26 protein-coding genes are annotated in these 25,134 nt (G+C 72.4%); 11 read left to right on the top strand and 15 right to left on the bottom strand.

Translation table 11 applies throughout. From position 1 onward, the window contains the following. Window positions 1-7 precede the first annotated feature (7 nt). Both ACIBKY_RS08805 and ACIBKY_RS08800 read right to left on the bottom strand, forming a co-directional pair. Window positions 8-943, bottom strand: coding sequence for a carbohydrate ABC transporter permease (locus ACIBKY_RS08805; protein WP_397095647.1), 936 nt, complete (start codon window positions 941-943; stop codon window positions 8-10). Beyond that, complete coding sequence (locus ACIBKY_RS08800; protein ID WP_397095645.1) at window positions 940-2,253, bottom strand: glycoside hydrolase family 36 protein; 1,314 nt, start codon at window positions 2,251-2,253, stop codon at window positions 940-942. The genes ACIBKY_RS08805 and ACIBKY_RS08800 overlap by 4 nt, the downstream gene beginning before the upstream one ends. A 162-nt stretch (window positions 2,254-2,415) precedes the next feature. On the opposite strand from ACIBKY_RS08800, the gene ACIBKY_RS08795 reads away from it, so the two are divergent. Next, window positions 2,416-3,618, top strand: a complete 1,203-nt coding sequence (locus tag ACIBKY_RS08795; RefSeq protein ID WP_397095643.1) for an ROK family transcriptional regulator — start codon at window positions 2,416-2,418, stop codon at window positions 3,616-3,618. Here ACIBKY_RS08795 and ACIBKY_RS08790 read toward each other — a convergent pair. Further along, window positions 3,558-4,382: a phytanoyl-CoA dioxygenase family protein gene (locus ACIBKY_RS08790; protein WP_397095642.1), complete on the bottom strand. Its 825-nt coding sequence runs from the start codon at window positions 4,380-4,382 to the stop codon at window positions 3,558-3,560. The two genes, ACIBKY_RS08795 and ACIBKY_RS08790, sit on opposite strands and share 61 nt — an antisense overlap. Before the next feature lie 103 nt (window positions 4,383-4,485). Between ACIBKY_RS08790 and ACIBKY_RS08785 the strand changes: the two genes are divergently transcribed. Together ACIBKY_RS08785 and ACIBKY_RS08780 are read left to right on the top strand one after the other, a co-directional pair. Beyond that, on the top strand, window positions 4,486-5,286 hold the full coding sequence (locus ACIBKY_RS08785; RefSeq protein WP_397095640.1) for a helix-turn-helix domain-containing protein: 801 nt from the start codon (window positions 4,486-4,488) through the stop codon (window positions 5,284-5,286). A 9-nt stretch (window positions 5,287-5,295) separates the two neighbouring features. Beyond that, window positions 5,296-5,754, top strand: a complete 459-nt coding sequence (locus tag ACIBKY_RS08780) for a peroxiredoxin (RefSeq protein WP_397095638.1) — start codon at window positions 5,296-5,298, stop codon at window positions 5,752-5,754. Here the strand turns inward: ACIBKY_RS08780 and ACIBKY_RS08775 are convergent. From ACIBKY_RS08775 to ACIBKY_RS08765, 3 genes are read right to left on the bottom strand one after another with little or no spacing between them, the layout of a single operon-like run. Next, entirely contained in the window at window positions 5,732-6,385 is a 654-nt protein-coding gene (locus tag ACIBKY_RS08775) for a class I SAM-dependent methyltransferase (RefSeq protein ID WP_397095636.1), read from the bottom strand. The two genes, ACIBKY_RS08780 and ACIBKY_RS08775, sit on opposite strands and share 23 nt — an antisense overlap. A gap of 30 nt (window positions 6,386-6,415) precedes the next feature. Continuing rightward, window positions 6,416-8,047, bottom strand: coding sequence for a DUF885 family protein (locus ACIBKY_RS08770; RefSeq protein ID WP_397095634.1), 1,632 nt, complete (start codon window positions 8,045-8,047; stop codon window positions 6,416-6,418). After that, window positions 8,044-9,624 (bottom strand): PucR family transcriptional regulator, encoded by a 1,581-nt coding sequence (locus tag ACIBKY_RS08765; protein ID WP_397095632.1) that lies wholly within the window; start codon window positions 9,622-9,624, stop codon window positions 8,044-8,046. The genes ACIBKY_RS08770 and ACIBKY_RS08765 overlap by 4 nt, the downstream gene beginning before the upstream one ends. Window positions 9,625-9,755: 131 nt before the next feature. On the opposite strand from ACIBKY_RS08765, the gene ACIBKY_RS08760 reads away from it, so the two are divergent. From ACIBKY_RS08760 to ACIBKY_RS08740, 5 genes are read left to right on the top strand one after another with little or no spacing between them, the layout of a single operon-like run. Then, window positions 9,756-10,313: a nitroreductase family protein gene (locus ACIBKY_RS08760; RefSeq protein ID WP_397095630.1), complete on the top strand. Its 558-nt coding sequence runs from the start codon at window positions 9,756-9,758 to the stop codon at window positions 10,311-10,313. Then, complete coding sequence (locus tag ACIBKY_RS08755) at window positions 10,310-10,618, top strand: DUF6092 family protein (protein WP_397095628.1); 309 nt, start codon at window positions 10,310-10,312, stop codon at window positions 10,616-10,618. Before ACIBKY_RS08760 ends, ACIBKY_RS08755 begins: the two co-directional genes overlap by 4 nt. A gap of 5 nt (window positions 10,619-10,623) precedes the next feature. Beyond that, window positions 10,624-11,106 (top strand): RidA family protein, encoded by a 483-nt coding sequence (locus ACIBKY_RS08750; protein WP_397095627.1) that lies wholly within the window; start codon window positions 10,624-10,626, stop codon window positions 11,104-11,106. A 19-nt stretch (window positions 11,107-11,125) separates the two neighbouring features. Further along, window positions 11,126-12,199, top strand: a complete 1,074-nt coding sequence (locus ACIBKY_RS08745; RefSeq protein WP_397095625.1) for a DUF917 domain-containing protein — start codon at window positions 11,126-11,128, stop codon at window positions 12,197-12,199. Continuing rightward, window positions 12,196-13,740: a hydantoinase/oxoprolinase N-terminal domain-containing protein gene (locus tag ACIBKY_RS08740; RefSeq protein ID WP_397095623.1), complete on the top strand. Its 1,545-nt coding sequence runs from the start codon at window positions 12,196-12,198 to the stop codon at window positions 13,738-13,740. The genes ACIBKY_RS08745 and ACIBKY_RS08740 overlap by 4 nt, the downstream gene beginning before the upstream one ends. A gap of 6 nt (window positions 13,741-13,746) precedes the next feature. On the opposite strand, the gene ACIBKY_RS08735 is transcribed toward ACIBKY_RS08740, so the two are convergent. From ACIBKY_RS08735 to ACIBKY_RS08720, 4 genes are all read right to left on the bottom strand, one after another. Beyond that, on the bottom strand, window positions 13,747-14,370 hold the full coding sequence (locus ACIBKY_RS08735; protein WP_397095622.1) for a maleylpyruvate isomerase family mycothiol-dependent enzyme: 624 nt from the start codon (window positions 14,368-14,370) through the stop codon (window positions 13,747-13,749). Between the two features lie 76 nt (window positions 14,371-14,446). After that, the gene (locus ACIBKY_RS08730) at window positions 14,447-14,755 is read right to left on the bottom strand and encodes a hypothetical protein (RefSeq protein WP_397095621.1); all 309 of its coding nucleotides are present in this window, start codon (window positions 14,753-14,755) and stop codon (window positions 14,447-14,449) included. A gap of 40 nt (window positions 14,756-14,795) precedes the next feature. Beyond that, a complete protein-coding gene (locus tag ACIBKY_RS08725; protein ID WP_397095619.1) occupies window positions 14,796-15,353 on the bottom strand; it encodes a hypothetical protein in 558 nt (185 codons plus the stop codon). Window positions 15,354-15,486: 133 nt separating this feature from the next. Next, entirely contained in the window at window positions 15,487-16,872 is a 1,386-nt protein-coding gene (locus ACIBKY_RS08720; RefSeq protein WP_397095617.1) for an FAD/NAD(P)-binding protein, read from the bottom strand. Between the two features lie 89 nt (window positions 16,873-16,961). Between ACIBKY_RS08720 and ACIBKY_RS08715 the strand changes: the two genes are divergently transcribed. Then, window positions 16,962-18,056, top strand: coding sequence for a response regulator transcription factor (locus ACIBKY_RS08715; protein WP_397095615.1), 1,095 nt, complete (start codon window positions 16,962-16,964; stop codon window positions 18,054-18,056). Here ACIBKY_RS08715 and ACIBKY_RS08710 read toward each other — a convergent pair. From ACIBKY_RS08710 to ACIBKY_RS08690, 5 genes are read right to left on the bottom strand one after another with little or no spacing between them, the layout of a single operon-like run. Then, window positions 18,013-19,083: a nitrilase-related carbon-nitrogen hydrolase gene (locus tag ACIBKY_RS08710; RefSeq protein ID WP_397095613.1), complete on the bottom strand. Its 1,071-nt coding sequence runs from the start codon at window positions 19,081-19,083 to the stop codon at window positions 18,013-18,015. The genes ACIBKY_RS08715 and ACIBKY_RS08710 overlap by 44 nt on opposite strands. After that, window positions 19,080-20,042, bottom strand: a complete 963-nt coding sequence (locus tag ACIBKY_RS08705; protein WP_397095611.1) for an ABC transporter substrate-binding protein — start codon at window positions 20,040-20,042, stop codon at window positions 19,080-19,082. The genes ACIBKY_RS08710 and ACIBKY_RS08705 overlap by 4 nt, the downstream gene beginning before the upstream one ends. A 59-nt stretch (window positions 20,043-20,101) precedes the next feature. Continuing rightward, entirely contained in the window at window positions 20,102-20,875 is a 774-nt protein-coding gene (locus ACIBKY_RS08700) for an ABC transporter permease (RefSeq protein ID WP_397095609.1), read from the bottom strand. Further along, window positions 20,872-21,630 (bottom strand): ABC transporter permease, encoded by a 759-nt coding sequence (locus ACIBKY_RS08695; protein ID WP_397095607.1) that lies wholly within the window; start codon window positions 21,628-21,630, stop codon window positions 20,872-20,874. The genes ACIBKY_RS08700 and ACIBKY_RS08695 overlap by 4 nt, the downstream gene beginning before the upstream one ends. 41 nt (window positions 21,631-21,671) lie before the next feature. After that, window positions 21,672-22,610, bottom strand: a complete 939-nt coding sequence (locus ACIBKY_RS08690; protein WP_397095606.1) for a helix-turn-helix transcriptional regulator — start codon at window positions 22,608-22,610, stop codon at window positions 21,672-21,674. 62 nt (window positions 22,611-22,672) lie between these two features. Here ACIBKY_RS08690 and ACIBKY_RS08685 point away from each other — a divergent pair, with 62 nt between their 5' ends. Both ACIBKY_RS08685 and ACIBKY_RS08680 read left to right on the top strand, forming a co-directional pair. Further along, entirely contained in the window at window positions 22,673-23,764 is a 1,092-nt protein-coding gene (locus tag ACIBKY_RS08685) for a winged helix DNA-binding domain-containing protein (RefSeq protein ID WP_397095604.1), read from the top strand. Between the two features lie 74 nt (window positions 23,765-23,838). Beyond that, window positions 23,839-25,083 (top strand): AI-2E family transporter, encoded by a 1,245-nt coding sequence (locus ACIBKY_RS08680; protein ID WP_397095602.1) that lies wholly within the window; start codon window positions 23,839-23,841, stop codon window positions 25,081-25,083. Window positions 25,084-25,134: the final 51 nt, after the last annotated feature.

Here is a 25,134-nt window from a genome sequence, read left to right as displayed (position 1 = left end):
GTCTGCCTCAGCTCAGGTCGTAGGTGGTGCGCTTGCTGAAGAACCGGATCTGCGCCGTCGTCACCAGCAGAATGATCAGGAAGAGCAGGATCGACAGCGTGGCCGCGTAGCCGAAGTCGAACTCCCTGAACGCGGTGTGGAAGATCTTGTAGTTGAAGACCGTCGTGGACTCGCTGGGCCCGCCCGCCGTCATCGAGTAGATCGTGTCGAAGGCCTGGAAGGCGCCGATCATGTTGGTCACCATGACGAAGAACATCGTGGGGTTGAGCAGCGGCAGCGTCACGCGGAAGAAGCGCTGGCGCGGCGTGGCCCCGTCGACGGAGGACGCGTCGTGCAGCTCCTGCGGGATGCCCTGCAGCCCGGCGAGGAAGAACAGCATGTTGTAGCCGGTGTTCTGCCAGACGCTCACCAGGGCGACCGCCGGCAGCGCCAGCGACGTCTCCGACAGCCAGGCGGGCCCGGTGACGCCGAACACCTCCAGGAACCGGTTGATCGCGCCGTCCCTCGGGTCGAAGATCCAGCTCCAGACCAGGCCGAGCACCATCGGCGTCGCGATCCAGGGGATCACGAACAGCGCGCGGAAGAACTTGATCCCCTTGAGCTTCTGGTTCACCAGCATCGCCAGCGCCAGCGCCAGCACCGTCTGCAGCGGGATGCACAGCAGGACGTACAGGACGGTGACGCCGAGCGAGCTCCAGACCGTGCCGTCGGCCGCCATCGCGACGTAGTTGTCCAGGCCGACGAAGACCGGCTCCGACAGCAGTTCCCAGTCGAACAGGCTGAGGCCGAAGACGATGAGGACGGGCAGCAGGAGGAAGGCGAAGACGCCGAACAGGCTCGGCGCGACGAACACGTAGGGGTGCAGGGAGTGCCAGCGGCGGCGCGCCGTCCCGGGACGCCGCCGGCCGGCCGCCGCCGACAGGGGCCGCGCGTCGGCCGTCACGACGGATCCGTCCTGGTCGGGACCAGCAGGCGTCTGGTCGTCTCCAGCCCCCACGCGTCGAGCGCGGCGATCGGATCGCTGGAGCCGCGCAGCCCGCCGGTGGCCGCGATGTGGGCGGCCCAGTCCTCGCGGGCCTCCACCTCGGGCCTGGCGATGAGGCAGTCGGGGTCGTTGACCCACCAGCGGGTGTGCAGGAACTCCCTGGCCGCCCCGGCCAGGCGGGCGCCGAGCTGCGACGGCTGGCTGATGTCGCCGGACCTCGGCAGCAGCGTGGGGGCGATGTCGGGGCTGACCCGCATGATGTCGACCAGGCCGAGACTGGGCAGCATCGGGGCGCCGCAGCCGTGGATGGTGGCGCCGGGTCCCGCGCCCTCGCGGATCAGCTCCAGGCCCCTGCGGTAGGCGGCGATCGGGTCCACGTCCTGGTGGCGGCGGCCCGGCAGCGCGCCGGCGTAGATGTAGTCGAGCTTGAAGTGGGTCAGGCCGAGCGCGGCCAGCCGCTCGAAGACGTGGACCAGGTGGGCGGCGGCGTCGGGGTGGGTGACGTCGAGGACGGCGAGGTCCTGGTCCCACATGTGCCCGGCCGAAACCCCGGGGACCAGCCAGTCGGGGTGCTCGCGGAAGATCCGGCTGCGGTGGCCCGCCAGGAAGGGGGCGACCCAGATCCCGGCCCGCCTGCCCGCGTCGGTGATCGCGCCGACCGCGCGCTCCAGCGAGCCGAACTCCGGTCGTAAGTCCAGCCAGTCGCCGATCCCGGCCTCGTAGCCGTCGTCGATGAGGAACATGTCGGCGTCCACGCGGTGGCGGCGGGCCAGATCCAGGTTCTCCAGGACGTCGGCCTCGGTGACCTTGTCCCAGTAGCCGTACCAGGTGCACCACATGGGCGGCACCGCGGGGAACGACTCGGGGGCGTGCCCGGTGGCGATCGTGCGGGCCCAGTCACGCAGCGCCTGGTCCAGGCCCTGTGACGTACGGCTGTGCCGTACCGGGCCGTCGGCGGAGACGATCAGCCGGTCGTGCTCGCGCCGGGCCCGGATCGAGGGCACGTCCAGGGGGCCGGGCGCGGACCACAGCTCGACGGGACCACCGTCGCCGGGGTCGATCGCGAGCAGGCCCTCGCCCTGGAACACGCCGGCGGGCACCGGCGTCTCGGGGCGGTAGCAGAGGGTCTGGATCGTGGGGTCGGCCGCACGGGGCGGCCGGTCGTCCAGGCGGTAGGCGCCTGTCGGGCTCCACGACTGCCAGCCGTGTTCGAAGACCAGCGCGTTCCGGGGGTCGCAGCTGACCTCGCCGACGTCTGCGAACGGCATCAGGCTTGTTTCCTCTCGCTACTTACGAAGGAGTGCTTCATTACTAGCACCGTGAGATTCAGCGGGTCAATGCCGATTCCGTAGCGAAAACCAAGGAAAACGCGCCGAAGTGCGCACTGGCATACTGCTCACATAACCAGGAAAGCTCCATTAGGGAGGACGATGACGAACCTTCGCGGCGGTGACCTGTCCCGGCTGAGACAGCTCAACTCGCTGTCGGCCCTGCGCGAGCTGCGCGGGGCCGGGCCGCTCACGCTGTCGGCCCTGGCCGAGCGGACCGGCCTGTCCAGACCCTCCACCAAAGACGTCGTCGACGAGCTCATCGAACTCGGCTGGGTCGTCGAGGTCCCGCCGACCGCGGGCAGCATGGGCCGCCCCGCCCGGCGCTACCGCTTCCGCGCCGACAGCGGCTACCTGGTGGGCATCGACATAGGCGCGCACAACGTCCGTGCCGCGCTGGCCGACCTCGACGGCGAGGTCCTGGCCGAGACCAGGCAGCCCGTCCTGCCGGAAGCCCCGCTCGCCGACCGGCTGGCCGCCATAGAGCGCGCGGTCGCCGGCTGCCTGTCGCTGAGCGGCAAGCGCATGAGCGACCTCTGGACCGTGGCCGTCGGCACCAACGGCGTGGTCACCCGCGAGGGCCACGTCGTCTTCTCGGCCGCCATCCCCGCCTGGCGCGGCCTGGACCTGGCGGCCGAACTGCGCCGCATGTTCCCGTGCGAGGTGCTGATCGAGAACGACAGCAGGCTGGCCGTACTCGCCGAGTCCAAGCGCGGGGCCGCGCGCGGCGCCGGCGACGTCGTCTTCCTGCACATCGGGCGGCGCATGGGATCGGCCCTGATCATCGACGGCAAACTCCACCGGGGGTACGGCGCCGCCGCCGGTGAGATCGCCATGCTGCCCGAGGCGCGCTGGTACGACGCCCCGGAACACCTGCACGCCTGCCCCGCCGTACCCGCCGACGTGCCGCCCGAGGACGCGGCGGGACACACGCTCGCGGCGGCCAGGGACGGCGACCCCGTCGCCCTGGACTGCGTCGGGCGCTTCGTCGACGACCTGGCCGTCGGCACCGCCGCCATGGTGCTGCTGCTCGACCCGGAGGTCGTCGTGCTCGGCGGCGGCTTCTCCCGCTCGGCCGACGTCCTGCTCCCGCCGCTGCGCGAGCGCCTCGAACGCGTGTGCATGCGCATGCCCGAGGTCCGCGCCTCGACGCTGGGGGAGGAGTGCGTGGTCTTCGGCGCCATCGAGTACGCCGTCGCCCACCACGACCGCCACCTGTTCGCCGACGACGGGGACCCCGGCGCTCAGCGGTCGCCGGGCTCGGCCGGGCAGGGGTCGCCGACGTGGACGCGCGGCACCGGGTAGAGCACGCTGCGCCGCCGCTCCGGCAGTTCCTTGAGCCAGGCGTCGTCGTAGGCGTAGCCGTAGCGGCTGCCGGCCCAGACTGGCCCGTAGCGGTAGATGAGGACGCGGCGCTCACCCGGGTTCGTCCGGGTGGAGCCGCCGTGCATCAGCCCGTCGACGAAGAGCAGCGCGTCGCCCTTGTTCAGGTACGCCGGGATCGCTCCGGGCAGGGTGTCCATGCGGTCGCCGCGCGCGTAGTCGCCGGCCAGCGGATGCGTGAAGTTCGACTTGTGCGAGCCGGGCACCACCATCGTCGCGCCGTCGCCCGGCCCGATGTCGGTGAGCGCGAGGATGATGTTGACCTGACCGCAGCGGAAGACGCCGTGGTCGTAGCGGTAGCCGCAGCGCAGCGCCGTACGGTAGCCGCCGGAGTGCACGGGATGGTGCCCGCCCGACTCCCTGATCGAGGCGATCGTCTCGTCGATGAAGACGCCGGGGATGTAGCTGTCCTCCTCGCCCGCGTAGTGCTTGACCAGCTCGAACCAGCTCGGGTGGTCGATCAGCTCCTCGAACGGCCGCCCCGCCGCCACCGCCTGGTGCAGCTCGAACCCGGTCTCCGGGGTGTAGTCGCGCCGCTGGCCGCCCCGGTACCACTCGCCGCGGGCCAGATCGCGCGGGAAGGCGTCGAACTCGGCGTTGAGCCGCGCCAGCAGGTCCTGATCGACCGCGTTCTCCAGGATCAGGTAGCCGTTGAGGTCGAACATGAAGTCGTCGAGCTCGGACATGGTGCCTGCCTCCGCATCAAGGGGTGTTGTCTCCACCCTCCTGCGCGGCGCCCCCGCCGGGCATCCACGCCACCTCGGCAAGGAGTCGCGTATTCTCAAGGTCGTGCCCCTCGCCCAGGTGATCGGCCTGCGGGCCTTCCACGTGACCTCGGGACCGATGCCGCGTTCCCACATCCACCCCGAGCTGGAGTTCAACCTCGTCCTGTCCGGCACCGCCCGCTACACCACCGCGGCGGGCGCGGTGGACCTGCCGCGCGGCAGGCTCGCGGTCTTCTGGGGCGGCTACCCGCACCGGCTGGTGTCCGAGCGCGACGTCGACTTCCTCTGGGTGACCGTCCCGCTGAGCGCCGTCATCGGCCAGCCCGCCCTGCAGAGCGCGCTCGACCGCCTCCTGCGGGGCCATTTCCTGTACGGCACCGCCCGCGAATCCGCCCACGACCGCTTCCTCATGCGCCGCTGGGAGGAGGAGCTGCGCCTGGGCCGCCGCCCGGTGGCCGACGAGGCCGAGATCTGCCTGCTGGAGCTCCACGCCAGGCTCGCCCGCCTCGCGACCGGCAGGCGAGCGGCCACCGGCGCCGTGGAGGCCCGCTCCGCCGAACGCATGCTGGCCGTCATCGCCCGCGGCTACACCGGCGACCTCACCGTGGAGGAGATCGCGCGGGCGGCCGGAGTACACCCCACCTACGCGGCCCTGGCCTTCAAGCAGGCGCTCGGCATGCCCGTCTGGCAGTACGTCACCCAGCTCCGCCTCGCCCACGCCCGCCGCCTGCTGTCCGGCACCGACTGGGGCGTGGACCGGATCGCGCACGCCAGCGGCTTCCAGACCCGCTCCAGCTTCTACCGCGCCTTCCGCCGGGCCCACGACCAGACCCCCACCGAGTACCGGTCGGCCGGCGGGACGTAAGGTCGTCGCATGAGAACGGGCGACCTCGTCGAGGACTTCGAGCTTCCCGACGAGACGGGCCGGCCGCGCCGGCTGTCGGACCTGCTGGCGGACGGTCCCGTGGTGCTTTTCTTCTTCCCGGCGGCGATGACCGCAGGCTGCACGCGCGAGGCGTGCCATTTCCGCGACCTGGCGGCCGAGTTCGCGCAGGTGTCGGCGCGGCCCGTCGGCGTGAGCACCGACGAGGTGGAGCGGCAGCGGGAGTTCACCGACACGCACCGGCTCGGTTACCCGCTCCTGTCCGACCCGGACGGGACGGTCACCGGCAGGTTCGGCGTGCGGCGAGGGCTGGCCCTGGCGCCGACCCGACGCCAGACCTTCGTGATCGACACCGACTTCCGCGTGCTGGCGGTGGTCAAGTCGGAGATCCGCATGTCCGTCCACGCCGACAAGGCCCTCGAAGCGCTCAGGGCCCGCCGGGTCGGCTGAGCGGCCGCCGGGTGGCCGACAGGTAGATCCGCCTGGTGGGGATCTCGTCCTCGTACGCCTCGCGGACGGTGAGGTCGTCCACGAGGAAACCGGCGGCCCCGGCCGCGGCACGCAGCTCGTTCGCGGTGAACTCGGCCCAGTAGACCAGCAGTTCGCCGCCGAGCGGATCGGCGATGACGCCGTCGCCGGACCCCTCCTTGGCGACGACCAGGAGCTGACCGCCCGGACGGATCGCCGCGGCCCACGCGGTGAGCGTGCCCGGCAGCACCCGCTTGGGCTGGTCGTGCAGGGAGTAGTACGACACCAGGCCGTCGAGCACCGGCGTGACGGCCCGCTGGTCCATCACCTCGAACCGGCATCCGGGCTGCTCGCCTCCGGCCAGCTCCACGCAACGCGGCGACAGGTCGATGCCGAAGACGTCCAGACCGTGCGCGGCCAGCAGCGCGGTCACGTGACCGCAGGGCCCGCAGCCCGCGTCGCACACCCTGCCTCCGGCGCCGACCCGCTCGGCGAACGCGCCCAGGACCTCCCGGTCGAAGGGCTTGCTCTCCAGCTCGTGCCGGAACAGGCGCAGATAGTGATCGGCACGCGCGTCCCAGGCCCGCACGACGTCCGAGGGGCTCCCATCCATGGCGACATCGTAGAGGCGGCCGAGGCCCCGCTACCCCTGCTGCGCCAGCCGGTCGGCCTCCTCGATGTGGTCGGTGAGACCGAGCGACTCCCACCGCTGCAGCGCGAGCGGCACGTTGCCCTCCAGCCAGAGCCGGTCGTGGAAGGCCCCGAGATCGAACGCCGCGCCCCTGGCGCGGCGGGTGGCGGCCAGCAGGTCGAACACCTGCAGCTTGCCGATCTGATAGCTGAGCCCCTGCCCGGGGTTGCCCGCGAAGAACACGGCCTCCTCCCACGCCGTGGCCCTGTCCATCGGCACCGCGTCGGCCAGGACGTCCGCGGCCTGCTCCAGCGTGAGATCTCCGAGCGCGAGCGCGATGTCCACCTCCACCCGCAGCGCCCGCAGCCGCATGGCGTTGGCCACGAAGACGGCGCTGTGCGGGGAGCCGTCGAACAGCCCCGCCTGCAGCATGAGCTCCTCGTGGTAGAAGGCGATGCCTTCGTTGGCCGCCGAGTCGTAGTAGCGGCGGCGTACCGGATCGGGGTGGTGCCATGACAGCGCCAGCTGCTGGGCGTGGACGCCCTCGTGGGCGAGCTGGACCCGCGGGTCGCGGGCGGCGGCCAGCTCGAAGTACGGCAGGTCGGGCCGGGGCGGCTCCACGTATCTGATCGCGTCGGCGCCGGGACGCGACTCGACGCCGATCTCGTGCGGTACACCGAGCCACGACAGCGGCGCCAGGTAGGCGGGCATCTCGGCGAAGAGGTAGTGGCGCAGGGTGGCGGGCTGGCTCAGCAGGCCCGTATCCGTGTAGAAGGCCCGCAACGCCAGCTCGCCGGCGGCCTCCGCCTCGACCAGGGCGGCGGTGCCGCTGGGCAGGGTGGGCTCGGGCACCTCGCGGTGACGGTGCCGGAGCGTGGCCTCCAGCGCCTCGGCCCGGTCCCATTCCTGGCGTCCCATGGCACGCACCTGCCGCGCGCCGTAGGGCAGGAGCGCGACCTCGTGCAGGAAGAAGGCCAGCGCGCCGGGCCCGACCGCCGTCCCCTCGGTGAAGGCGGGCAGCCGCTCGCGCAGCCAGGCGGCGAAGTCGCCGAGCGCGCGCACGGCGGCCCGCGTCGTCTCGCCCAGCCGCGTGCCGTCCGGCAGGAGCGGTGCGAGGGCGGACATCGCGGCGTTCAGGGACGGGCCCGCGTTCTCCAGCAGCGTCAGCGCCGAGCGGGCGAACGGCGCGGCGGCGTGGCCCGCCAGGTTCTCGCGGCCCTGGGCCAGCACCGAGGGGATCGCGTCCAGCGCGGCGACGATCGAGGCGGCCCGCGTGAGCGTGAACGGCGGCGCCGGCAGGAGCTGGTTGTAGACGGCCACCAACGCCTGGTCCAGGTAGAAGCAGGGGTTGCGCTGCCAGGCCCGCAGGACGTCCAGCTCCCACCTCACCCGGGCCAGCGCCGACCCCAGCAGCCTGGCGTCGACCCTGACCGGGACGGGCTCCCCGTCGAGGTCGAGCGCGCGCAGCTCCGCGTCATAGGAACGCCACGTGTCCCGCCGGGCCGCCACCGCGGCCGCCGACCAGTCCGGCACCCAGCCGGGCGGACGCTCGACTCGCGTGATGTCGTCGCCGGTGCCGGGAGCGGCCGCGGCCCGCCACCGCCAGAAGCGTTCCGCCAGATCCCCGAGCTTTTCCGCCGTCATCTCGTACCGACTTTCTGTGCGCCTGCCGGGTGTCCGGCCCCGGATCCAGAGGCTATCGGGGTCGCGACCGGTCCATCCTGGCTCGCTCGGGCGGCCACGCGGCAGGCCAGTTGCAGCAGGAGGCGGTGGTCGGCGTTGTCGCCGTCCATGTCGAGCAGGTCGAGCAGCCTCTTGACCCGGTTGGCGACGGTGTTGCGGTGCACGCCCAGCGCCGCCGCCGCGTCGCGGGGCGAGCCCGGGTGGTCGAGGAAGGCCTGGAGCGTGCGGATGGCCTCGTCCTTGCGCCGCGGGCCGAGCTCGTCGAGCGGGGCCAGCAGGCGGTCGACGACGACGCGCGAGCTGTTCATGGCGTACCACTGCAGCAGCACGCGCCGGAACCCCAGGTCGCGGAAGGCGAGCGGACGGTCCTGGTGGCGGGCGGTGCGCGCGGCCGCCCCGCCGGCGCGGGCCTCGGTCGCGGAGGTCTGCAAACCTTCGAGCCCCTGGTAGGAGCCGCCGACGCCGCAGTACAGGCGCACGCCGGCGAACTGCTCCTTGAGCCTGGCCAGGACGGCGCTCGCGGTGCGGGCGAGCGCCTTCGGCTGGGTGGCGGCGGGTTCCGACCGGTCGGTGCGCACCAGCGTGAGGGCGCTGCCGGCGTCCGCGCGCTGCCAGTCCGCGCCGTCGTTCAAGGCCGTCTGCAGCGCCAGGCGGCGGGCCTCGACCGTAAGTTCGTGGCGCGCCGCCTCGCCGCCGGTCAGGCTGTCGAGGTTGTCCAGCTCGATGTGGATCACGGTGTGCCAGCCGTCGACGACGAAGCCCGCGCGCCGCGTTCTTGCCAGCAGCGGCCCGGCGTCCTCGGGCGCGCTCAGCAGCAGCTCCGCCAGCAGTGCCGCCCGCGACGCGGCCGGTCCTTCCGAGGTACGGCGGGCCTGCTCGATCGTGTGCCCGGCCAGCGAGGCGGCCCGGTGCAGCACGAGGCGCACGACCGCGTCGGAGGCGTCCCCGGCCGGCGCGCACCGCAGCCGCGCCCGCACCGCCCCGGCGACCGTCACGGGCACGCCCTCGCCGTCGGGGCGTCGCTCGACGGCGACGGGCAGGCCGAGCTCGTGCCCGGCGAGCGCGGCCAGTTCGCCGATCGGGTCGGGTCCCGGCTGCGCGCGGTCGAGGGCCGCCAGCGCGGCCGCCGCCCGGGAGATCGTGCGCATCGGCCCAAGAGCGAGCTCCTGCTCGATCGCGATCACGAGCCGCGCCAGGTCCGTACCCCGCTCCACCGACAGCAACGAGATCCCGCGCCGCTCGGCCAGCCTGCTGACCGTCAGCGGCAGCGGCCGGTCGGGGGGCAGCCCGACCAGGGCGAGCGCGGCCACGTTCGCGCCGGCGGCGAAGCGCACCGCGACGTCCAGCAGGTCGGGGTTGATCTCGTCGGAGACCCTGCCGGTGCAGACCCCGGCCTGGCCGTGGCGGGCGGGCGCGATGGCCCGCATGTCCTCGATGAGCGTGACCTGCGCGATGTCGCGGGAGTGCCCGGCGTCGCAGAGCACCGTGACGGCCCGGCCGATGTCGGGCCTGAGCAGGAGTTCGCGGACCACCGTCATCAGCCGCACGGTAGTCCCGGATGTGCGATGCGCACAAGATGCGGATTTGAGATGTGCTATCGCACATATCCCTTTTGTCCGGCCCGGCTTAGGGTCAGGCACAACCTTCCCGACCCCCCCAGGGAGCGCACATGATCGATGCCAAGCCACTCGACGTCGCCGACGGCATGCGGCGCCGCCGTATGCACCGGATCTTCGAGGACCGCCCGGTGCCCGCCGAGGTCCTGGGCCGGATGGCCTGGGCGGCGGCCCGCGCCCAGCAGGCCCGCTCGGGCGTACGCCACGTGGTCGTCGTCGACGATCCGGCGCTGCTGGCCACCGCGCGGCAGGTGCTGCCGGGATTCCTGAACAACGCCCCGGCCATGCTCGCCCTGTGCACCGACCTCGACCAGGCGGGCACGACCGGCGGCCCGCGCATGGTCGAGCACGTCAGCCGCCTGGACTCCGGCGCGGCCTGCGCGCACCTCGCGCTGATGGCGCAGACGCTGGACCTGGGCGTCTGCACGGTGACCAGCTGGGCGGACGAGGCGGTCCGCGCCCTGTTCGGGCTGCCCGCGCACATCCGCCCCGACGTGACGGTCGCCGTCGGCTACGTCACCAAGGAGACGGCCTCGCCCGCGGTGCGCGGGTTCACCTCGGGGCTGCACCACAACGCCTTCGGCGCCGCGTTCGAGGACGGCGCGCGATGACCGCGGCCGGACAGGAACGGGACTGCGCCCTCTACGAGACCGTCACGCTGCTGGTCTGCAGCGCGCCGCTCGCCCTGGACGAGACCAGGCTGCTGTCGGCGTACCGCATGCTCGACGCGGCCGACCGGCTCATGGGCATCATGGCCGACCACGACGACGACTTCCCGCGGCGGGCGCGGGCCGACTTCGCCGCCCACCGCATGCTGGCCATGACGGACCAGGCCGCCTTCACCGACTGGATGGCGGGATACGTGGCCGGGTTCGCCGCGCAGGCGCTGCGCCGTACCCGCGCGGCGGGGGTGTGATCGGGATGGGCGTCGAGGAACGCGTCAGGGAGCTCGGCCTCGTCCTGCCCGCGCCGCTCGTCGCGCCGGACGGGCTGCGGCTGCCCTTCCCGCCGGTGCGGGTGCGGGGGAACCGGGCCTTTCTGTCCGGGCACGGGCCGCTGCTGCCCGACTGGTCGGTGGACGGCCCGGCCGGGCGGGTCGGCGCCGAGGTGAGCGTGGAGGAGGGCTACGCGGCGGCCAGGGCGACCGGGCTGCACATGATCACCAGCCTGCGCGCGGCCCTCGGCGACCTGGACAGGGTGACGGCCTGGCTGCGGGTGTTCGGCATGGTCAACGCGGCACCGGGCTTCACCCGCATGCCCGCGGTGATCAACGGCTTCTCCGACCTGATCCACCAGCTGTGGCCGGAGGAGAGCGCGACGCACGCGCGCTCGGCCGTGGGAGTCGCTTCGCTCCCGTTCGGCATTCCCGTGGAGATCGAAGCCGAAGTGGAGATCGACGGATGAACCATCAGGAGGTGGGTTCGTGAACAGCATCACGCTCGACGACGTCGAGGACCTCGCGCTCGGCGCGGTCGTCCTGGGCACCGGGGGAGGCGGTGACCCCTACATCGCGAAGATCATGCTGCGCGAGGCCATCGCCAAGCACGGCCCCATCGAGATCGTCAACGCCGCCGACCTCGACCCGGACGGCCTGCTCCTGCCGATCTGCATGGTCGGGGCGCCCACGGTGGTGGTGGAGAAGTTCCCGAACGGCAACGAGGCCGGCCGGGTGCTCAGAGCGCTGGAAAGCCACCTCGGCCGCACGGGCGTGGCCGTGTTACCGCTGGAGAACGGCGGCCTGAACTCGTTGTTCCCGCTCGTGGTCGCCGCCGAGCTGGGGCTGCCCTGCGTGGACGCCGACGCGATCAGGCGCGCGTTCCCGCAGATCGAGATGAGCCTGTTCACCCTCGCCGGGCTCTCCTCCACGCCGATGACCATGGCCGACTCCATGGGCAACTACGTGTTCTTCGACTCCGTCGACAACGCCACCGGAGAGAAGCTGGCCCGCTCGTGCGTGGCCCAGATGGGGATGCTCGCGGTGGTCAGCGCCTATGCCGTCACCGCCGGCGAATGCGCGCGGTTCGGTGCGAACGGCTCGCTGACCTACTGCCTGGAGATCGGGCGCAGGATCCGGGCGATCCAGGAGGGCAGGCCGGGGGCGTACGAGGAGTTCCTGCGGTTCTGCGAGGCCGAGATCCTGTTCACCGGCAAGGTGGCCGACATCGAACGCCGCACCACCGGCGGCTGGGCCCGCGGCACGATCACGCTGACCCACCTCGACGACCCCGGCCGCGCCATGCGCGTGGAGGTGCAGAACGAGAACCTGATCGCCTTCGAGGACGGCGAGCCGAAGGCCATGGTCCCCGACCTCATCACGCTGCTCGACACCGAGACCGGCACCGCCATGACCACCGAGGCGGTCGCCTACGGCCAGCGGCTGCACGTGATCGCGATGCCGGCGCTGCCGCAGTGGCACACGCCGGAAGGGCTCGCGCTGGCCGGACCGCGCGCGTTCGGCTACGACCTCGACTTCGTGCCCATCGGAGGGACCCGATGACGACCATCCGCATCGGCATCGACGTCGGCGGCACCAACACCGACGTCGTCGCCATCGACTCCGCCGGGCAGGTCGTGACGTGGCACAAGACCCCGACGACCGCGACGCTGTTCGACGGCATCGGGACGGGCCTTTCCGCCGTGCTCGCCCGGGTACGGCCCGCCGACGTCAGCCACGTGATGCTCGGCACCACCCACCCGGTCAACGCGCTCATCGCCAGAAGCAACCTGGCCAGGGTCGGCGTGCTGCGCATCGGAGCCCCGGCCACGATGTCGATCTCGCCGCTGGCGGACTGGCCGCGTGACCTGGCCGGCCTGGTGTGCGCGTACGGCGCGGTCGTGCGCGGGGGCCACGAGTTCGACGGCAGCCCGATGGGCCCCCTCGACGAGGACGCCGTGCGCGCCTTCGCCAAGGACTGCGGCGCCGGCGTCGACGCCATCGCGCTGACCGGCGTGCACTCCCCGGCCAACCCCGAGCACGAGATCCGCGCCGGGCAGATCCTCGCCGAAGAACTCGGCCAGGACTTCCCCGTCACCCTGGGACACCAGATCGGCGGGCTCGGCCTGCTCGAACGCGAGAACTCCGCGACGCTCAACGCGGCGCTTCGCTTCGTCGGCGCGGAGGTGGTGACCGGCCTCGAACAGGCGCTGTCGGCTCACCACCTGCGGGCGGAGATCTACATGACGCAGAACGACGGCACGCTGCTGAGCGCGGAGGAGGCGGCACGCCGGCCGGTCATGACGATCGGCTCCGGCCCGACGAACTCCATGCGCGGCGCGGCCCACCTGTCCGGGCTGGCCGACGCGATCATCATGGACGTCGGCGGCACCTCCACCGACGTCGGCATGCTCGTCAACGGCTTCCCGCGCGAGTCGGCCCTCCCGGTCGAGATCGGCGGCGTACGGACGAACTACCGCATGCCCGACCTCATCTCCGTCGGCCTCGGCGGCGGAACGGTGGTCCGCGCGGACGAGGGCCTGCGGATCGGGCCGGACAGCGTCGCGCACCGGCTGACCGAACGCGCCCGCGTCTTCGGCGGCGACACGCTGACCCTCACCGACGTGTCGGTCCTGGCCGGACGCCTGACGGCGGGCGAGCCTGGCCGCGCCGCCGACGTGTCCCGCCCGCTCGTCGGACAGGCCCTGTCCTGGGTGGACGAGCGGATCGGCAGGCTGGCCGACCGCATCAAGGTGGCCCGTTCCGACCTGCCGCTGGTCGCCGTCGGCGGCGGCGCGCACCTGATCCCGGACGAGATCCCGGGCGTCAGCGTCGTGCACCGGCACGAGTACGCGGCGGTCGCCAACGCCATCGGCGCCGCCATCGCCGAGGCGTCCGGGACGCTGGACCGGACCTACCAGTTCTCCGACGGTGGCCGCGAGGCCTGCCTCGAAGCCGCCAGGCGAGCCGCCGTCGACGCCGCGGTACGCGCCGGAGCCGACCCCGCGGGCACGCGCATCACCGCCATCACCGAGATCCCCATCTCCTACCTGCCCGGCGACAGCGTCCGCGTCCAGGTCAAGGCAACCGGCCCGCTGACCTGACCCTTCTCATGAGCTGGTGAACCGGGCGGCCGCGGCTCCGGACAGCCGCCCGGCGGGCAGCTTCCTGCCGGTGACGGCCAGCAGGATGTCCTGGGCCGAGCCGCTGACGAGGTCGCCCGAGCCGGCGCTCCAGTCGAGGTCGTCGGCGGCGAAGCGGACCCCGTCGAGGTCGGCGCCGAAGAACGTGATGCTCTTGGCCGACAGGTCGGCGGGCATGGCCGGCCTGAGGCGATCCGGCGGGACCTTCCTGTCCAGCCCGAGCGGGAGCGTGATGTCGAGCCCGTGGATCACGTCGTGGCGCAGCGCCTCCCCGGGCCCGCCGCCCGGCGGGGTCCAGGGGTGCTCGGCGTTGTCACTCAGGGCCGCCACGAGCCGCCCGGTGTCCATGACCGCGGCGTCCCGCCGGGCCAGGCGGTCGCAGGCCCGGTGGAAGTCGCCGCGGGCACGCAGGATGGACAGGACGACTCGTGGCATGGAATACCTGAAGGCCATGGACAGGTGGGCGGCGACCTCGCGTACCCGCCAGCCCGCGCACAGCGAGGGCGTCTGCCACTGCTCGGGGGTCAGCCCCGCGAGGAGGGCGGCCAGGTCGCGGCGCTCGGCGGCGATGGCCGCCTGGATGTCGGTCATGGGTTCTGCCTTTCTCCGATGCGTGCTCACGCCTCATGACGCGTGAGCACCCGGAGAATCGACAGCCCCTCAGCGGTCAGATGGGATCGTCGTGCCCGGCCAGCAGGGGGTCGCACACCGGGACGGTCTCGTAGTCCTCCCCCGCCACCGGGCGGATGTCCTGCCAGTGCACCCAGCGCACGTGGCCGCTGTGCCGTATGCCGTCGTGGGTGTCGAGCGTCTGCGGCCGCCACAGCAGATAGCCCCAGCGCTCGCCGTCGCGGTCGTCGCCCCAGGCGAGCAGGTAGCGCGCCTCGCCGCCGTCGGCCACCGGAAACATCGCCTCCGCGTACTCCACGATCGGCGGACGCCACAGATCGGGCAAACCCTTCGGTTTCAGCTCCATGCGATCATTATATAGGAACAGGTGTTCGACTGAGGGTGGATTAGACCGAGTTCTCGGACTCCCGCCAGCGCCGGTCGATGTCGCTGGCCAGCCGATACGTAAGGAAAAGCCCGTAGCATCCGGCGAGCCAGGCGGCCAGCACGACCAGGCGGGCGAGCACGGTGGCGCCGCTCCAGCCACCCGCGACCGGCACCAGGCACCAGCACAGAGACACGAGGCTGACGAAGGGGAAGGCCACCAGCGTCGGCATCGCGAGGCGCGGGATGCGCACCAGCCGGGGCTGGGCGGCGTGCCAGGCCTCCCAGTGCAGCCCGCCCGGCACCTTGGCCGACAGCTCGTCGCGGATGTAGCGGCCGATCTCCTGGACGAAGCCGGAATGGGTGACGTACCGGGCGCAGAACAGGTACGTGGTGAACGGCAGGATCAGGGCCACGAGCGGGCTGCCGTAGGGGGAGATCGTGTATCCGAGGACGGCGCCTGAGGCGGTGACGTGCAGGTTGAAGAGGCTCTGCCTGCGTAACTCGCGTGCTTCGATCTCCTGCCGGAGGGCCGCGAACTCCGCCAGCGGCCCCTCGTGCTCGTTCGAGACGGGCTCCACCACCCCATCCTAGGCCGGGGAGGAGAAGCACGAGGCGCCGCTGGCGCCACGTCCCCGACCCATCGGCGCGCGGGAGTCCCGCCGCCGGAATCGAGAGAGTCGCCGACCCGGGCAGAAGCGGCCGGGACGCCGGCTACTGAGCGATGAGCGCCCGCGCGGTGGCGGCGGCCTGGGCGGCGACCGCAGGGATGCTCGACGTCACGAACGTCCCGCCCGCCGCCAGATCGCCCACGACGTGCAGCGCGGCGCCGGGCGCCACCTCCAGCCCGCCCTTCGGCCCCGTCGCCGCCAGGCCCTCGGCCAGCAGCGAGGCCACCAGGGACGCGGCCGCCTCGGGCACCGCGTGCGGCGGCGGGTTGACGGCGTTGACCACGACGTCGGCACGCGGGCCGCCGCCGCGGGCCGTGACGCGGAAGCCCGGGTGCGACGGCACGACCGCGCGCAGGCCGCGGACGAGCGTGAGCTGCCCGGCCTCCAGCAACCGGCCGAGCTGGACGGCGTTCACCGGCACCATCGGCGAGCTGACGCTGACGGCCGTGCGGTGGTGCGCGGCCGTCAGCCGGTCGCGGTCCTCCAGAAGGCTCCAGGCCAGCGGGCCGAGCGTGTGCGCCGCCTGCTGCACGATCCGGCGGCCCAGCTCCGGGGCGTCGATCGCGGCGAGCTGGCGGCGCAGCCGGACGACCGGATCTTCGAGCGGGGTGGCCAGCAGGTCGGCGGCGAAGGCGTCGAAGTCCTCGCCCAGGTCGTCCAGCTCCGCGCGCACCAGCCGGGCCACGTCGCCGGTCGTGCGGACCTCGCGCAGACGGGCGGCCGTCAGGTGCCGCGTCTCGTGGCGGACCGGCCGCTGCCACACGTGGGGCAGGACGCCGCTGCGCGACATCAGGGTGATCGGGCCCGCGTGGCCCGCCGACGCGAGGGCGACCACGACGTCGACCGCGGTCAGCCCGCTGCCGATCACCGCGACCGCGCCGTCGTGCGGCACGTCCCGCACGGTGCGGGCGAGCGGATAGGGGTCGGCGACGTAGCCGGGCGTGCCCGCCAGGCCGAAGAGGTCGTGCGGAGTCCCGCCGCCGACGCACAGCACCATCCGGTCCACCGCCTGCTCGTGGCCGCCGGACGTACGCACCACCAGCTCCACGCCGCGCCGCGAGACGCCGGTCACCCGGTCGCGGCGCACGTCCACCGGCAACCGGGCCGCCGCCGCTGTGGCGACCTCGTGCAGGTACTCGCCGTACACGGCGCGCGGCACCAGCGGCACGCCGAAGCGCTCGTCCAGGTGGGCCGCCGCCCGCTCGCCGAGCCAGCGCGCGTAGTGCCCCTGGTCGCCGTCGCGGATCGACATGATCACCGGCGGCGCGTTCACCCGTACGGCGTCAAGGTCGGGCCCGTACGCCCGCCCGCTCCACAGCCGCGCCGACGGCTCGAACACGGTGACGGAGGCGGGCCGCGCGTCCAGCCGGGCAAGGGAGTCGAGCAGGGCGACCGCGGCGGCCCCACCTCCGGCGATGGCGATTCTCATGGGGGAGATGCTGGCCGCCACCCCCGCCCCTGGCCCATCCCTCATCTGGGGGATGCGCGTGCCCGCCCATGAACAGGCAGGGTGGGGGCGTGGGTTCTCCTTCTGCGGTACGGCGGCGCCGTACCGACATGCTGGCTCGGGCGGAACGGGCGGAACACGCCGACGAGCTGTTCGCCGTCACCTCGGCGCGGCTACGGCGGGTCGTGGCCTTCGACGCCGCGGTGTGGTCGGCGACCGACCCCGAGACCGGGCTGGTCACGGCCCCGATGCGGGTGGAGAACCTCGGCGGCGGCGAGCACTGCGCCGCCTACTGGGAGAGCGAGATCCTGGAGGACAGCCCCTTCGCCTTCCGCGACCTGGCCCGCGCCGAGGTGGCCGTGGCGAGCCGGCGGCACGGGGGCCGCCGTCCCTGGCAGGCGCAGAACGAGGAGCTGCGCGCGGTCCTGCGCACCGGCCGGCGCACGTGGGGCGTGGTGAGCCTGTTCCGCGACAAGGGGCGGGCGCCGTTCGGGCCGGAGGAGCTGGAGTTCGTGGCGAGCGTGTCGGCGCCGCTGGCCGCCCGGCTGCGCTCCTTCGCCCGGCCCGCGGACGTACGGCCGGCGCCGGACGCGCCGGGGCCGGGCCTGGTGCTGTTCGACGCGTCGGGACGGGCGACGTCGGTCAACGAGGAGGCGCGCCACTACCTGGCCAGGCTCCCCGCCGGCCCGTCGGCGAGCAGTGAGCTGGGCGTGCGCCTGCCCATCTGGATCGTCACCGCCGCCCTCCAGGCCCGCGCCAGCGCGCCCGGTCAGGCCGCCCGCGTGCGCATCCGCACCGCCGACGGGCACTGGCTGGTGTGTCACGCCTCCGCCATGAGCGGCCCCGGCGGTGCGGCGGGCCCGATCGTCCTGGTCATCGAGCCCGCCGCCGCCTCCGACATGGCGGTCATCATGGCCGAGGCGTACGAGCTGTCGCCCCGCGAACTGGAGATCACCCAGCTCATCGCGCTCGGCCTGACCACCGGGCAGATCGCCGGCCGCCTGTTCATCTCCCCGCACACGGTCCGCGACCACGTCAAGGCGGTCTTCGGCAAGGTCCGCGTGTCGAGCAGGGGCGAGCTGGTGGCCCGCCTGTTCGCCGAGAACTTCTGGCCGCGCCGGGTCAGGACTTCTCCGGACGTACCCAGATATCGCGATCGTGCATGAGCTCGATCTGCCGGAGGATGACCTCGGAACGGAACTCCGCGTGCGTGTACGGCTTGCGCGTCAGGTACATGTTCTTGGGATAGATGGGCTGGTCGTAGATGACCCGGTACTGCTCGGTCTTCAGGTCCTTGATCCAGTTGTCCCACTGGGCGGTGGAGCGGAAGTGGCGCAGGGCGCCGATGTCGATCGTGCCCGCGACCCAGGACGAGCCGCCGCTGTAGTCGTGCCGGCCGGCGACCTGACCCTTGTAGTCGACGATCATCGACTGGCCGCCGAAGGTGTCGATCGGGTGCTCGGAGTCGGCGTCGAGGTAGTAGGTGCCCAGGTTGCAGGCGATGAGGTAGGCGTTGTTGTCCAGGGCTCTGGCGCGGTTCTGGACCTCGTAGATGCCGTTGCCGGCGTGCGGGTGGGGGTAGGGGCCGCGGTAGATGATCTCGGCGCCGTTCATGGCCAGGCCGCGGGCGTTCTCCGGGTAGGAACCCTCGTTGGCCATGAGGATGCCGATGCGGCCAATCTCGGTGTCGGCGACCGGGTAGAAGCTGTCGAGCGTCTCGCCGTAGAGCTCCACCCAGCGGTCCCACACGTCGTGAGGCGTCACCGAGTGCTCCACGGGCAGCAGCGGCACCGTCTTGTAGTGCCTGAGCACGATGTCGCCCCGCGGGTCGATGACGAAGCCGAGGTTGAAGAACAGGCCGGGGAACTCCGGGTGGCGGGCCTTGGCCTGCGCGATGAGATAGGCGTCCCACCGGACGGCCAGTTCGGCCAGCCGGGCGGTCTCCGGACCGGGCACGTCGATGGCGCAGTTGGCGGCGAAGTCCTCGTGGTCGAGGTCGAGGACCTCGTCGTTGAAGCCCTGGAGCGCGCCTTCCGGGATCGCGATCAGCCGTACCGGGAGGTCCAGGCTGGACAGCCAGGAGGCGGCCTTGATGAGGTGACCGATGTGGTCGATGTTGCGGTTGATGTCCTCGCGGTCGCGGATGCCGCGCATGGTGGGCACGAGCCCCACCGCCTGATAGGGAGCGATCATGAGGAGGCACCTCCGGCCAGCATCGGTGTGACGTCGAACTTCCGCTTCAGGTAGCCGAACTCGAGCATCATGTCCGCCACCCGCTGCAGGCGCGCGGCGTCGACGGACGTGGAGTAGCCGCCGAGCTTCATCTCGCCGGCCGTGGCGCGGTCGATCTTCGTGTACTTCTCCAGGGCCGGGGCGATCTCGGCGGGGCTGGCGACGGCCAGGTCGGCGGCCTTGCGCACGGCCCGCTGGAAGGCGGCCACGGCCTTCGGGTTGCCCCGCGCGAAGGTCTCCGTGGTGAGGTAGCCGGAGATCGGGAAGTCGGCGGTGGGCCCGGTGAAGATGTCGCTCAGCACGACCGCGCCCTTCCTGGCCGCCGCCTGGTGGAACGGCTCGGGCAGGAAGGCCACGTCCACCTGGCCGCCCTCCAGCGCCGCGGCCATCTCGGGGAAGGGCCGCTCGACGAACCTGACGTCCGCCGGTGTGAGCCCGGCGGGCTTCAGCAGGGCGCTCACGGACAGCGTGGCCACGTTGTTCAGGGTGTTGACGCCGATCGTCGCCCCCTTGAGCCCGGCGACCGTGGTGATCGGCGAGCCCTTCTTCGTCATGAGGACGAAGTTGCCGGGCTTGGCCACGTAGGCGTCGCCAATGATCTTGATCTTGACCACGCCGCCGGCGGAGGCGGCCAGGGCGGAGACGTAGTTGCTGTGCAGGACGTCGAGCTTGCCGGAGACCAGGTCGGGCATCGCCGCCGCGCCGCCCGCGATCACCTCGACCTCGACCTTGAGTCCCTCGGCGGCGAAGTAGCCCTTGTCGATGGCGAGTTGCACGGGCGCCACCTCGGGAAGGGCCAGCATGCCGATCGTGATATCGGTCTTTTCCCGGCCATTTTCCTGCCCGGCCGAATGTCCGCCGCACGCGGCGATGGCCAACGTGGCGGCACAAAAGAGATAAAAGCGGCGAAACTCTAACATAAGAGCTCCAAGGGCCGATATTACCGTGATCTTGAGACTACCCGGGAATGGATCCCCTGTCATGACCTGTTATCTTGCGCGGAGTCATGCCAGGTGAGGATGTGGCGTTCCAGAAAAAGAAAGCCCTGGTTGAGCGAATAGCCCAGCACGCCCAGCAGCACGATGGCGCCCCAGACGCCCGGCAGGTCGAAGGCCCGCTGCGCCGCGCGGAGCTGGAAGCCGATGCCCTCGGTGCTGAAGAACTCCGCGATGACCATGAGGATCAGCGCCAGGGAGAGGCTGAGCCGCAGCCCGGCGAAGATCTTCGGTGCGGCGGCCGGGAGGATCACCCTGAACAGGCGCCGCCCGCGCGAGAGGCCGAAGACCCGCGCCGTGTCCAGATGCAGCGGATCCACGTGGCGGGCCCCGTCCGCCGCGTTGAACAGCACCGGCCACACGATCCCGAACGTGATCACGGCGATCTGCATGCGGGCGCCCGTCGAGAACAACGCCAGCATCATCGGCAGCAGCGCGGGCGGCGGCAGCGCCCTGCCGAACTGGATGGCCGGGTCGAGGAGCCGGTAGAGCAGCGGCGAGCGGCCCAGGGCCACGCCCAGCGCGACACCGGCCACGCCCGACACGGCCCAGCCCGCCAGCAGCCTGCCGAGGCTCGGCGGGAAGTTGGCCAGAGCCGTGTCGTTCAGCCAGAGCCGGGCGGGGGAACCGGTGAACCACAGCTCGCGCATGTGCGCCACGATCACCGACGGCGGCGGGAAGAACGGGTGCGCCATGGCCCGCGTGGCCAGTTCCCAGACGATCAGGACGGCGGGCACCACCACGACCCGCGCGATCACCGGGCCGCCCGCCAGCGGAACAGGCGGCGCTCCGCCCAGGTGAACGCCCCGTTCGTGACGACGCCCAGCACTCCCGCCCACACGGTGGCGGCCACCGTCAGCGTGAGCCCGTCGGGGCTGCTGCCGGCCAGGATGATGAACGCGCCGATCCCGCTCGACCCGCCGGCCAGCAACTCGGTGCTGATGGCCAGAATGAGCGCGATCGTCGCGGCCACCCGGATCCCCGTCGCGATGAACGGCGCCGTGCTCGGCAGCGAGACCCGCAGCAACACCGCGACCCGGCCGAAGCCGAAGGCCCGCAGCGTCTCCTTGGCCAGGGGATCGACCTCCTTGAGGCCGTACATCGTGTTGATCAGCACGGGCCAGACGGAGGCGTACACGATCATCGCGATCTTCATGTCGAGCCGCTCGCTGAAGACGAACGCGGCCAGCGGGATGAGCGCCACCGACGGGATGGGCCGCAGGAACTCGATCACCGGCCGCAGCGCCGCCTCGACCGGCGGCACGCTGCCGAGCAGGAGCCCGGCCGGTACCGCCACCGCGATGGTGAGCAGCAGCCCCAGTGCCCAGCCCGCGAAAGTGGCGCCGACATCCAGCAGGAATTCCGGATCCATGGCGAGTCGCGCGGCGGTGGTGAGCACGGTGGAGGCCAGCGGGAATTGCGCCGTGGGGACGATTTCCAGCCTGCCCGCCGCCTCCGCCAGAACAAACAGGCCGGCCATGCCGATGAGCCCGCAGACTAAGGCGTTGTCCAAGGGAGTGTCGCGCTCAGCAGAAATACCGGCCTCCGGGGTTTTTATCCTGATGCTTTCGCATAACGGCGAGCAAGATGGGCGAAGGCGTCTTTGAGTGCGGGCGGCCCGACGACCTCGATGTCGGCGTCGAACCGGCCGATGGTGGCGGCCAGGCCGGGCCAGGACCACGAGCCGAGGATGAGCCGGCAGCGGTCCGGGCCGAGTTCCTCCACGACGCCGTCGCGGGCGTAGGGGGAGACGTCGGCGGCGGGCAGGCCGAGGATCACCTCGCCGCGGCAGGGCCAGTCGCCGGAGCCGCCCTGGAACCTCTCCGCCACGAACGCCGCCACGTCCCCCAGGTCACGCGGGGCGAAGCGGGGACCCGACGGCCCGCGCGGGGTGACACGGTCGGCGCGGAAGGTACGCCAGTCGCCGCGGTCCAGATCCCAGGCGACCAGGTACCAGCGCCCGCCCCAGGTCAGCAGGTGATGGGGCTCCACCCGGCGCGGCGGTCCCTCGGCTCCCGCGTAGCCGAAGCGCAGCACCTCGCGGGCGTGGACGGCGGCGCCGAGCTCCGACAGCACACCGCTGTCGGCCGGGGGATGCCGCCGGGCCGCCTCGACGGGGGTGATCTGGAGGGTGTCGATGCGGCGGCGCAGCCGGGCGGGCATGACCTGCCGGACGGTGTTCAGCGCCCGCGCCGCGGCCTCCTCGATGCCGGCGCCGCTGGTGGCCGCGCTCTGCAGGGCGATGGCCAGCGCGACGGCCTGCTCGTCGTCGAACAGCAGCGGCGGCAGGTCGGTGCCGGCGTCGAGCCGGTAGCCGCCGTCGGGGCCCTTCACGGCCAGGATGGGGTAGCCGAGCTCGCGCAGCCGGTCCACGTCCCTGCGCACGGTGCGCGGGCTGATCTCCAGCCGCTCGGCCAGCAGGGCGCCGGGCCAGTCACGGCGTACCTGGAGCAGGGAGAGCAGCGACAGCAGCCGTGCCGACGTCTTGAGCATGACCTCTATGTTGCCGCGGGAAGAGGACACAAACTGACCGCTTCTTCTGCGATCTTTGGGGGATGACCGTTCTCGGCACCCGGGCGCTCAACCGCGCGACCCTCGCCCGTCAGATGCTCCTCGACCGCGCCGACCTGCCGGCCCTGGACGCCGTCGCGCACCTGTGCGGGCTGCAGGCGCAGGAGCCACAGGAACCGTTCGTGGGGCTCTGGTCGCGGTTGCGGGCGTTCGATCCGGCCGAGCTGTCCGATCTGCTGGTACGGCGGAGCGTGGTCCGTACCCACCTCATGCGCAGAACCGTTCACCTGCTCACCGCCGAGGACGTCCTGGCCTGGCGCCCCCGCCACGACGCCATGCTGCGGCAGCGGGTTCTCGGGACCTACCGCCGTGAGCTCGCCGGGGTGGACCTGGGCGAACTGGCCGCGGCCGGCCTGGCCGTCATGGCCGACGGCGAGCCGCGCTCAATGGCGGAGATCGCCCGCGCGGTGGCCGGCCGGTGGCCGGAGCCGGGGACGCGGGCCCTGGGCGAGATGCTGGTGGCCGCGCTCATCCCGATGGTGCAGATGCCGCCGCGCGGGCTGTGGCGGGCCAAGGGCGGTGTGCGCAACACCCTGCTCTCCTCCTGGCTGGGCCGCGACGTCGTGCCCTCGCCGGACAACGGCGCCGACCCGGCCGGCGCGGCGCTGGTCCGGCGGTACCTGGCCGCCTACGGCCCCGCCGCCACGGCCGACGTGCGCGCCTGGAGCGGCCTGGCCGGGCTGCCGGCGGCGGTGGCGTCGATCCGCGGGGAACTGGTCGCCTTCCGCGACGAACGCGGCCGGGAACTCCTGGACCTCCCCGGCGCCCCGCGCCCCGACCCGGACACGCCCGCCCCGGTACGGTTTCTGCCCGCCTTCGACAACGCGCTCCTCGGTTATGACGACCGCACCCGGATCGTCGACGACGCCCACCGCGGCCTGTCGGTCGCGGGCACCCGCGTGGTCCTGGCCGACGGCCGGGTGTCGGCGACCTGGACCGCCGAGGCGGGCACCGTGACCGTCACCCCGTTGCGCGCCCTGTCCCGCGCCGAGCGCGCGGAGGTGACCGAGCAGGGACAGGCCCTGGCGTCGTTCCTGTCCGACGGCGAAACCGGCCGGGTGCGGATCTCTCCCTGAGCACGCGGACACGGCCGGGACGGTAGGAGGCGGCCGGTGAGGGCAGATGTCGGCCCTCACGTTCAGGAGCCGCCATGACCGACGACCGCCCCGCGCCCGACCGCCCCGGCCGCGCCCGGCGCCCGGCCCCCGCCAAGGGGAGTGACCCCGTCCGGCGCCCGGCCCCCACCAAGGGGAGTGACCCTGTCCCGCGCCCGGGCTCCGCCAAGGAGGGCGACCCGGGCCTGCCGGAGCCCGGCCCCCACGCAGGTGCCGAGCCGGCCGGGATGATGCCGTTCGGCAAGCCGGGACGGCCGTTCGGCAGCAGCCCGTTCACCTTCGGCTTCACCGCCGCGCTCGGCGTGCTGACCGCCTGGCTGCTGGTCCAGGCCCTGACCGCGGCCGCCTCGATGATCATCCTGATCGTGGTCTCGCTGTTCCTGGCCGTCGGCCTGGATCCCGCCGTGAGGTGGCTGCAGGAGCGCGGCCTGCCGCGCTGGGCCGCGATCTCGGTGGTGTTCGCCGGCGTGATCGTCTTCTTCGCCGGGTTCGGCCTCGCGGTCGTCCCGGCGCTGTCGCAGCAGGCCGGCCAGTTCATCGACCAGGTCCCCGCCTACGTCGAGCAACTGCAGAACAACCCCCAGATACGCGACCTGGACCAGCGCTACGGCCTGCTGGAGCGCCTGCAGACCTACCTGACCAGCGGAGATCTCGGCAGGCAGGTGTTCGGCGGGCTGCTGGGCGTGGCCGGGGTCCTGGTCAGCGCGGTGTTCTCGGCGCTGACGGTGCTCATCCTCACCCTGTACTTCCTGGCCTCGTTGCGCTCGGTCACCCACACCGGCTACCGGCTCGTTCCCAGGAGCCGCCGCGCCCGCGTGCAACTGCTCGGCGACGAGATACTCAACCGGGTCGGCGGCTACGTGGCCGGCAACCTGATCATCTCGTTCATCGCCGGTGTGACGAGCTTCTTCTTCCTGTCGATCGCCGGCGTGCCGTACGCGCTGCCGCTGTCCCTCATCGTCGCCATCACCGACCTCATCCCGCTGATCGGGGCCGGCATCGGCGCGTCGGTGGCCACCGTGGTGGCGTTGTTCGTCTCGCTGCCGGTGGCGATCGCCACGCTGGTGTTCTTCATCGTCTACCAGCAGATCGAGAACTACCTGATCGCGCCGAGGGTGATGAAGTCCTCCGTCGACGTGCCCGCCGCCACCACGATCGTCGCCGCGCTCATCGGCGGCGCCCTGCTCGGCGTCGTGGGCGCGCTCCTGGCCATCCCGGTCGCCGCGGCCGTCCAGCTGATCGTCGGCGAGGTGGTCTTCCCGCGGCAGGAACAGCACTGAGCGTCTTCACGCGGACATCCGCGCCGCGGGCCTGAATCAAGGAGAGCTCCC

The organism is Nonomuraea sp. NPDC050394, from assembly GCF_044459065.1.
Classification (GTDB): domain Bacteria; phylum Actinomycetota; class Actinomycetes; order Streptosporangiales; family Streptosporangiaceae; genus Nonomuraea.
Note: the sequence above shows the minus strand (reverse complement) of the source record. Positions and strands in the feature narration are given on the sequence as shown.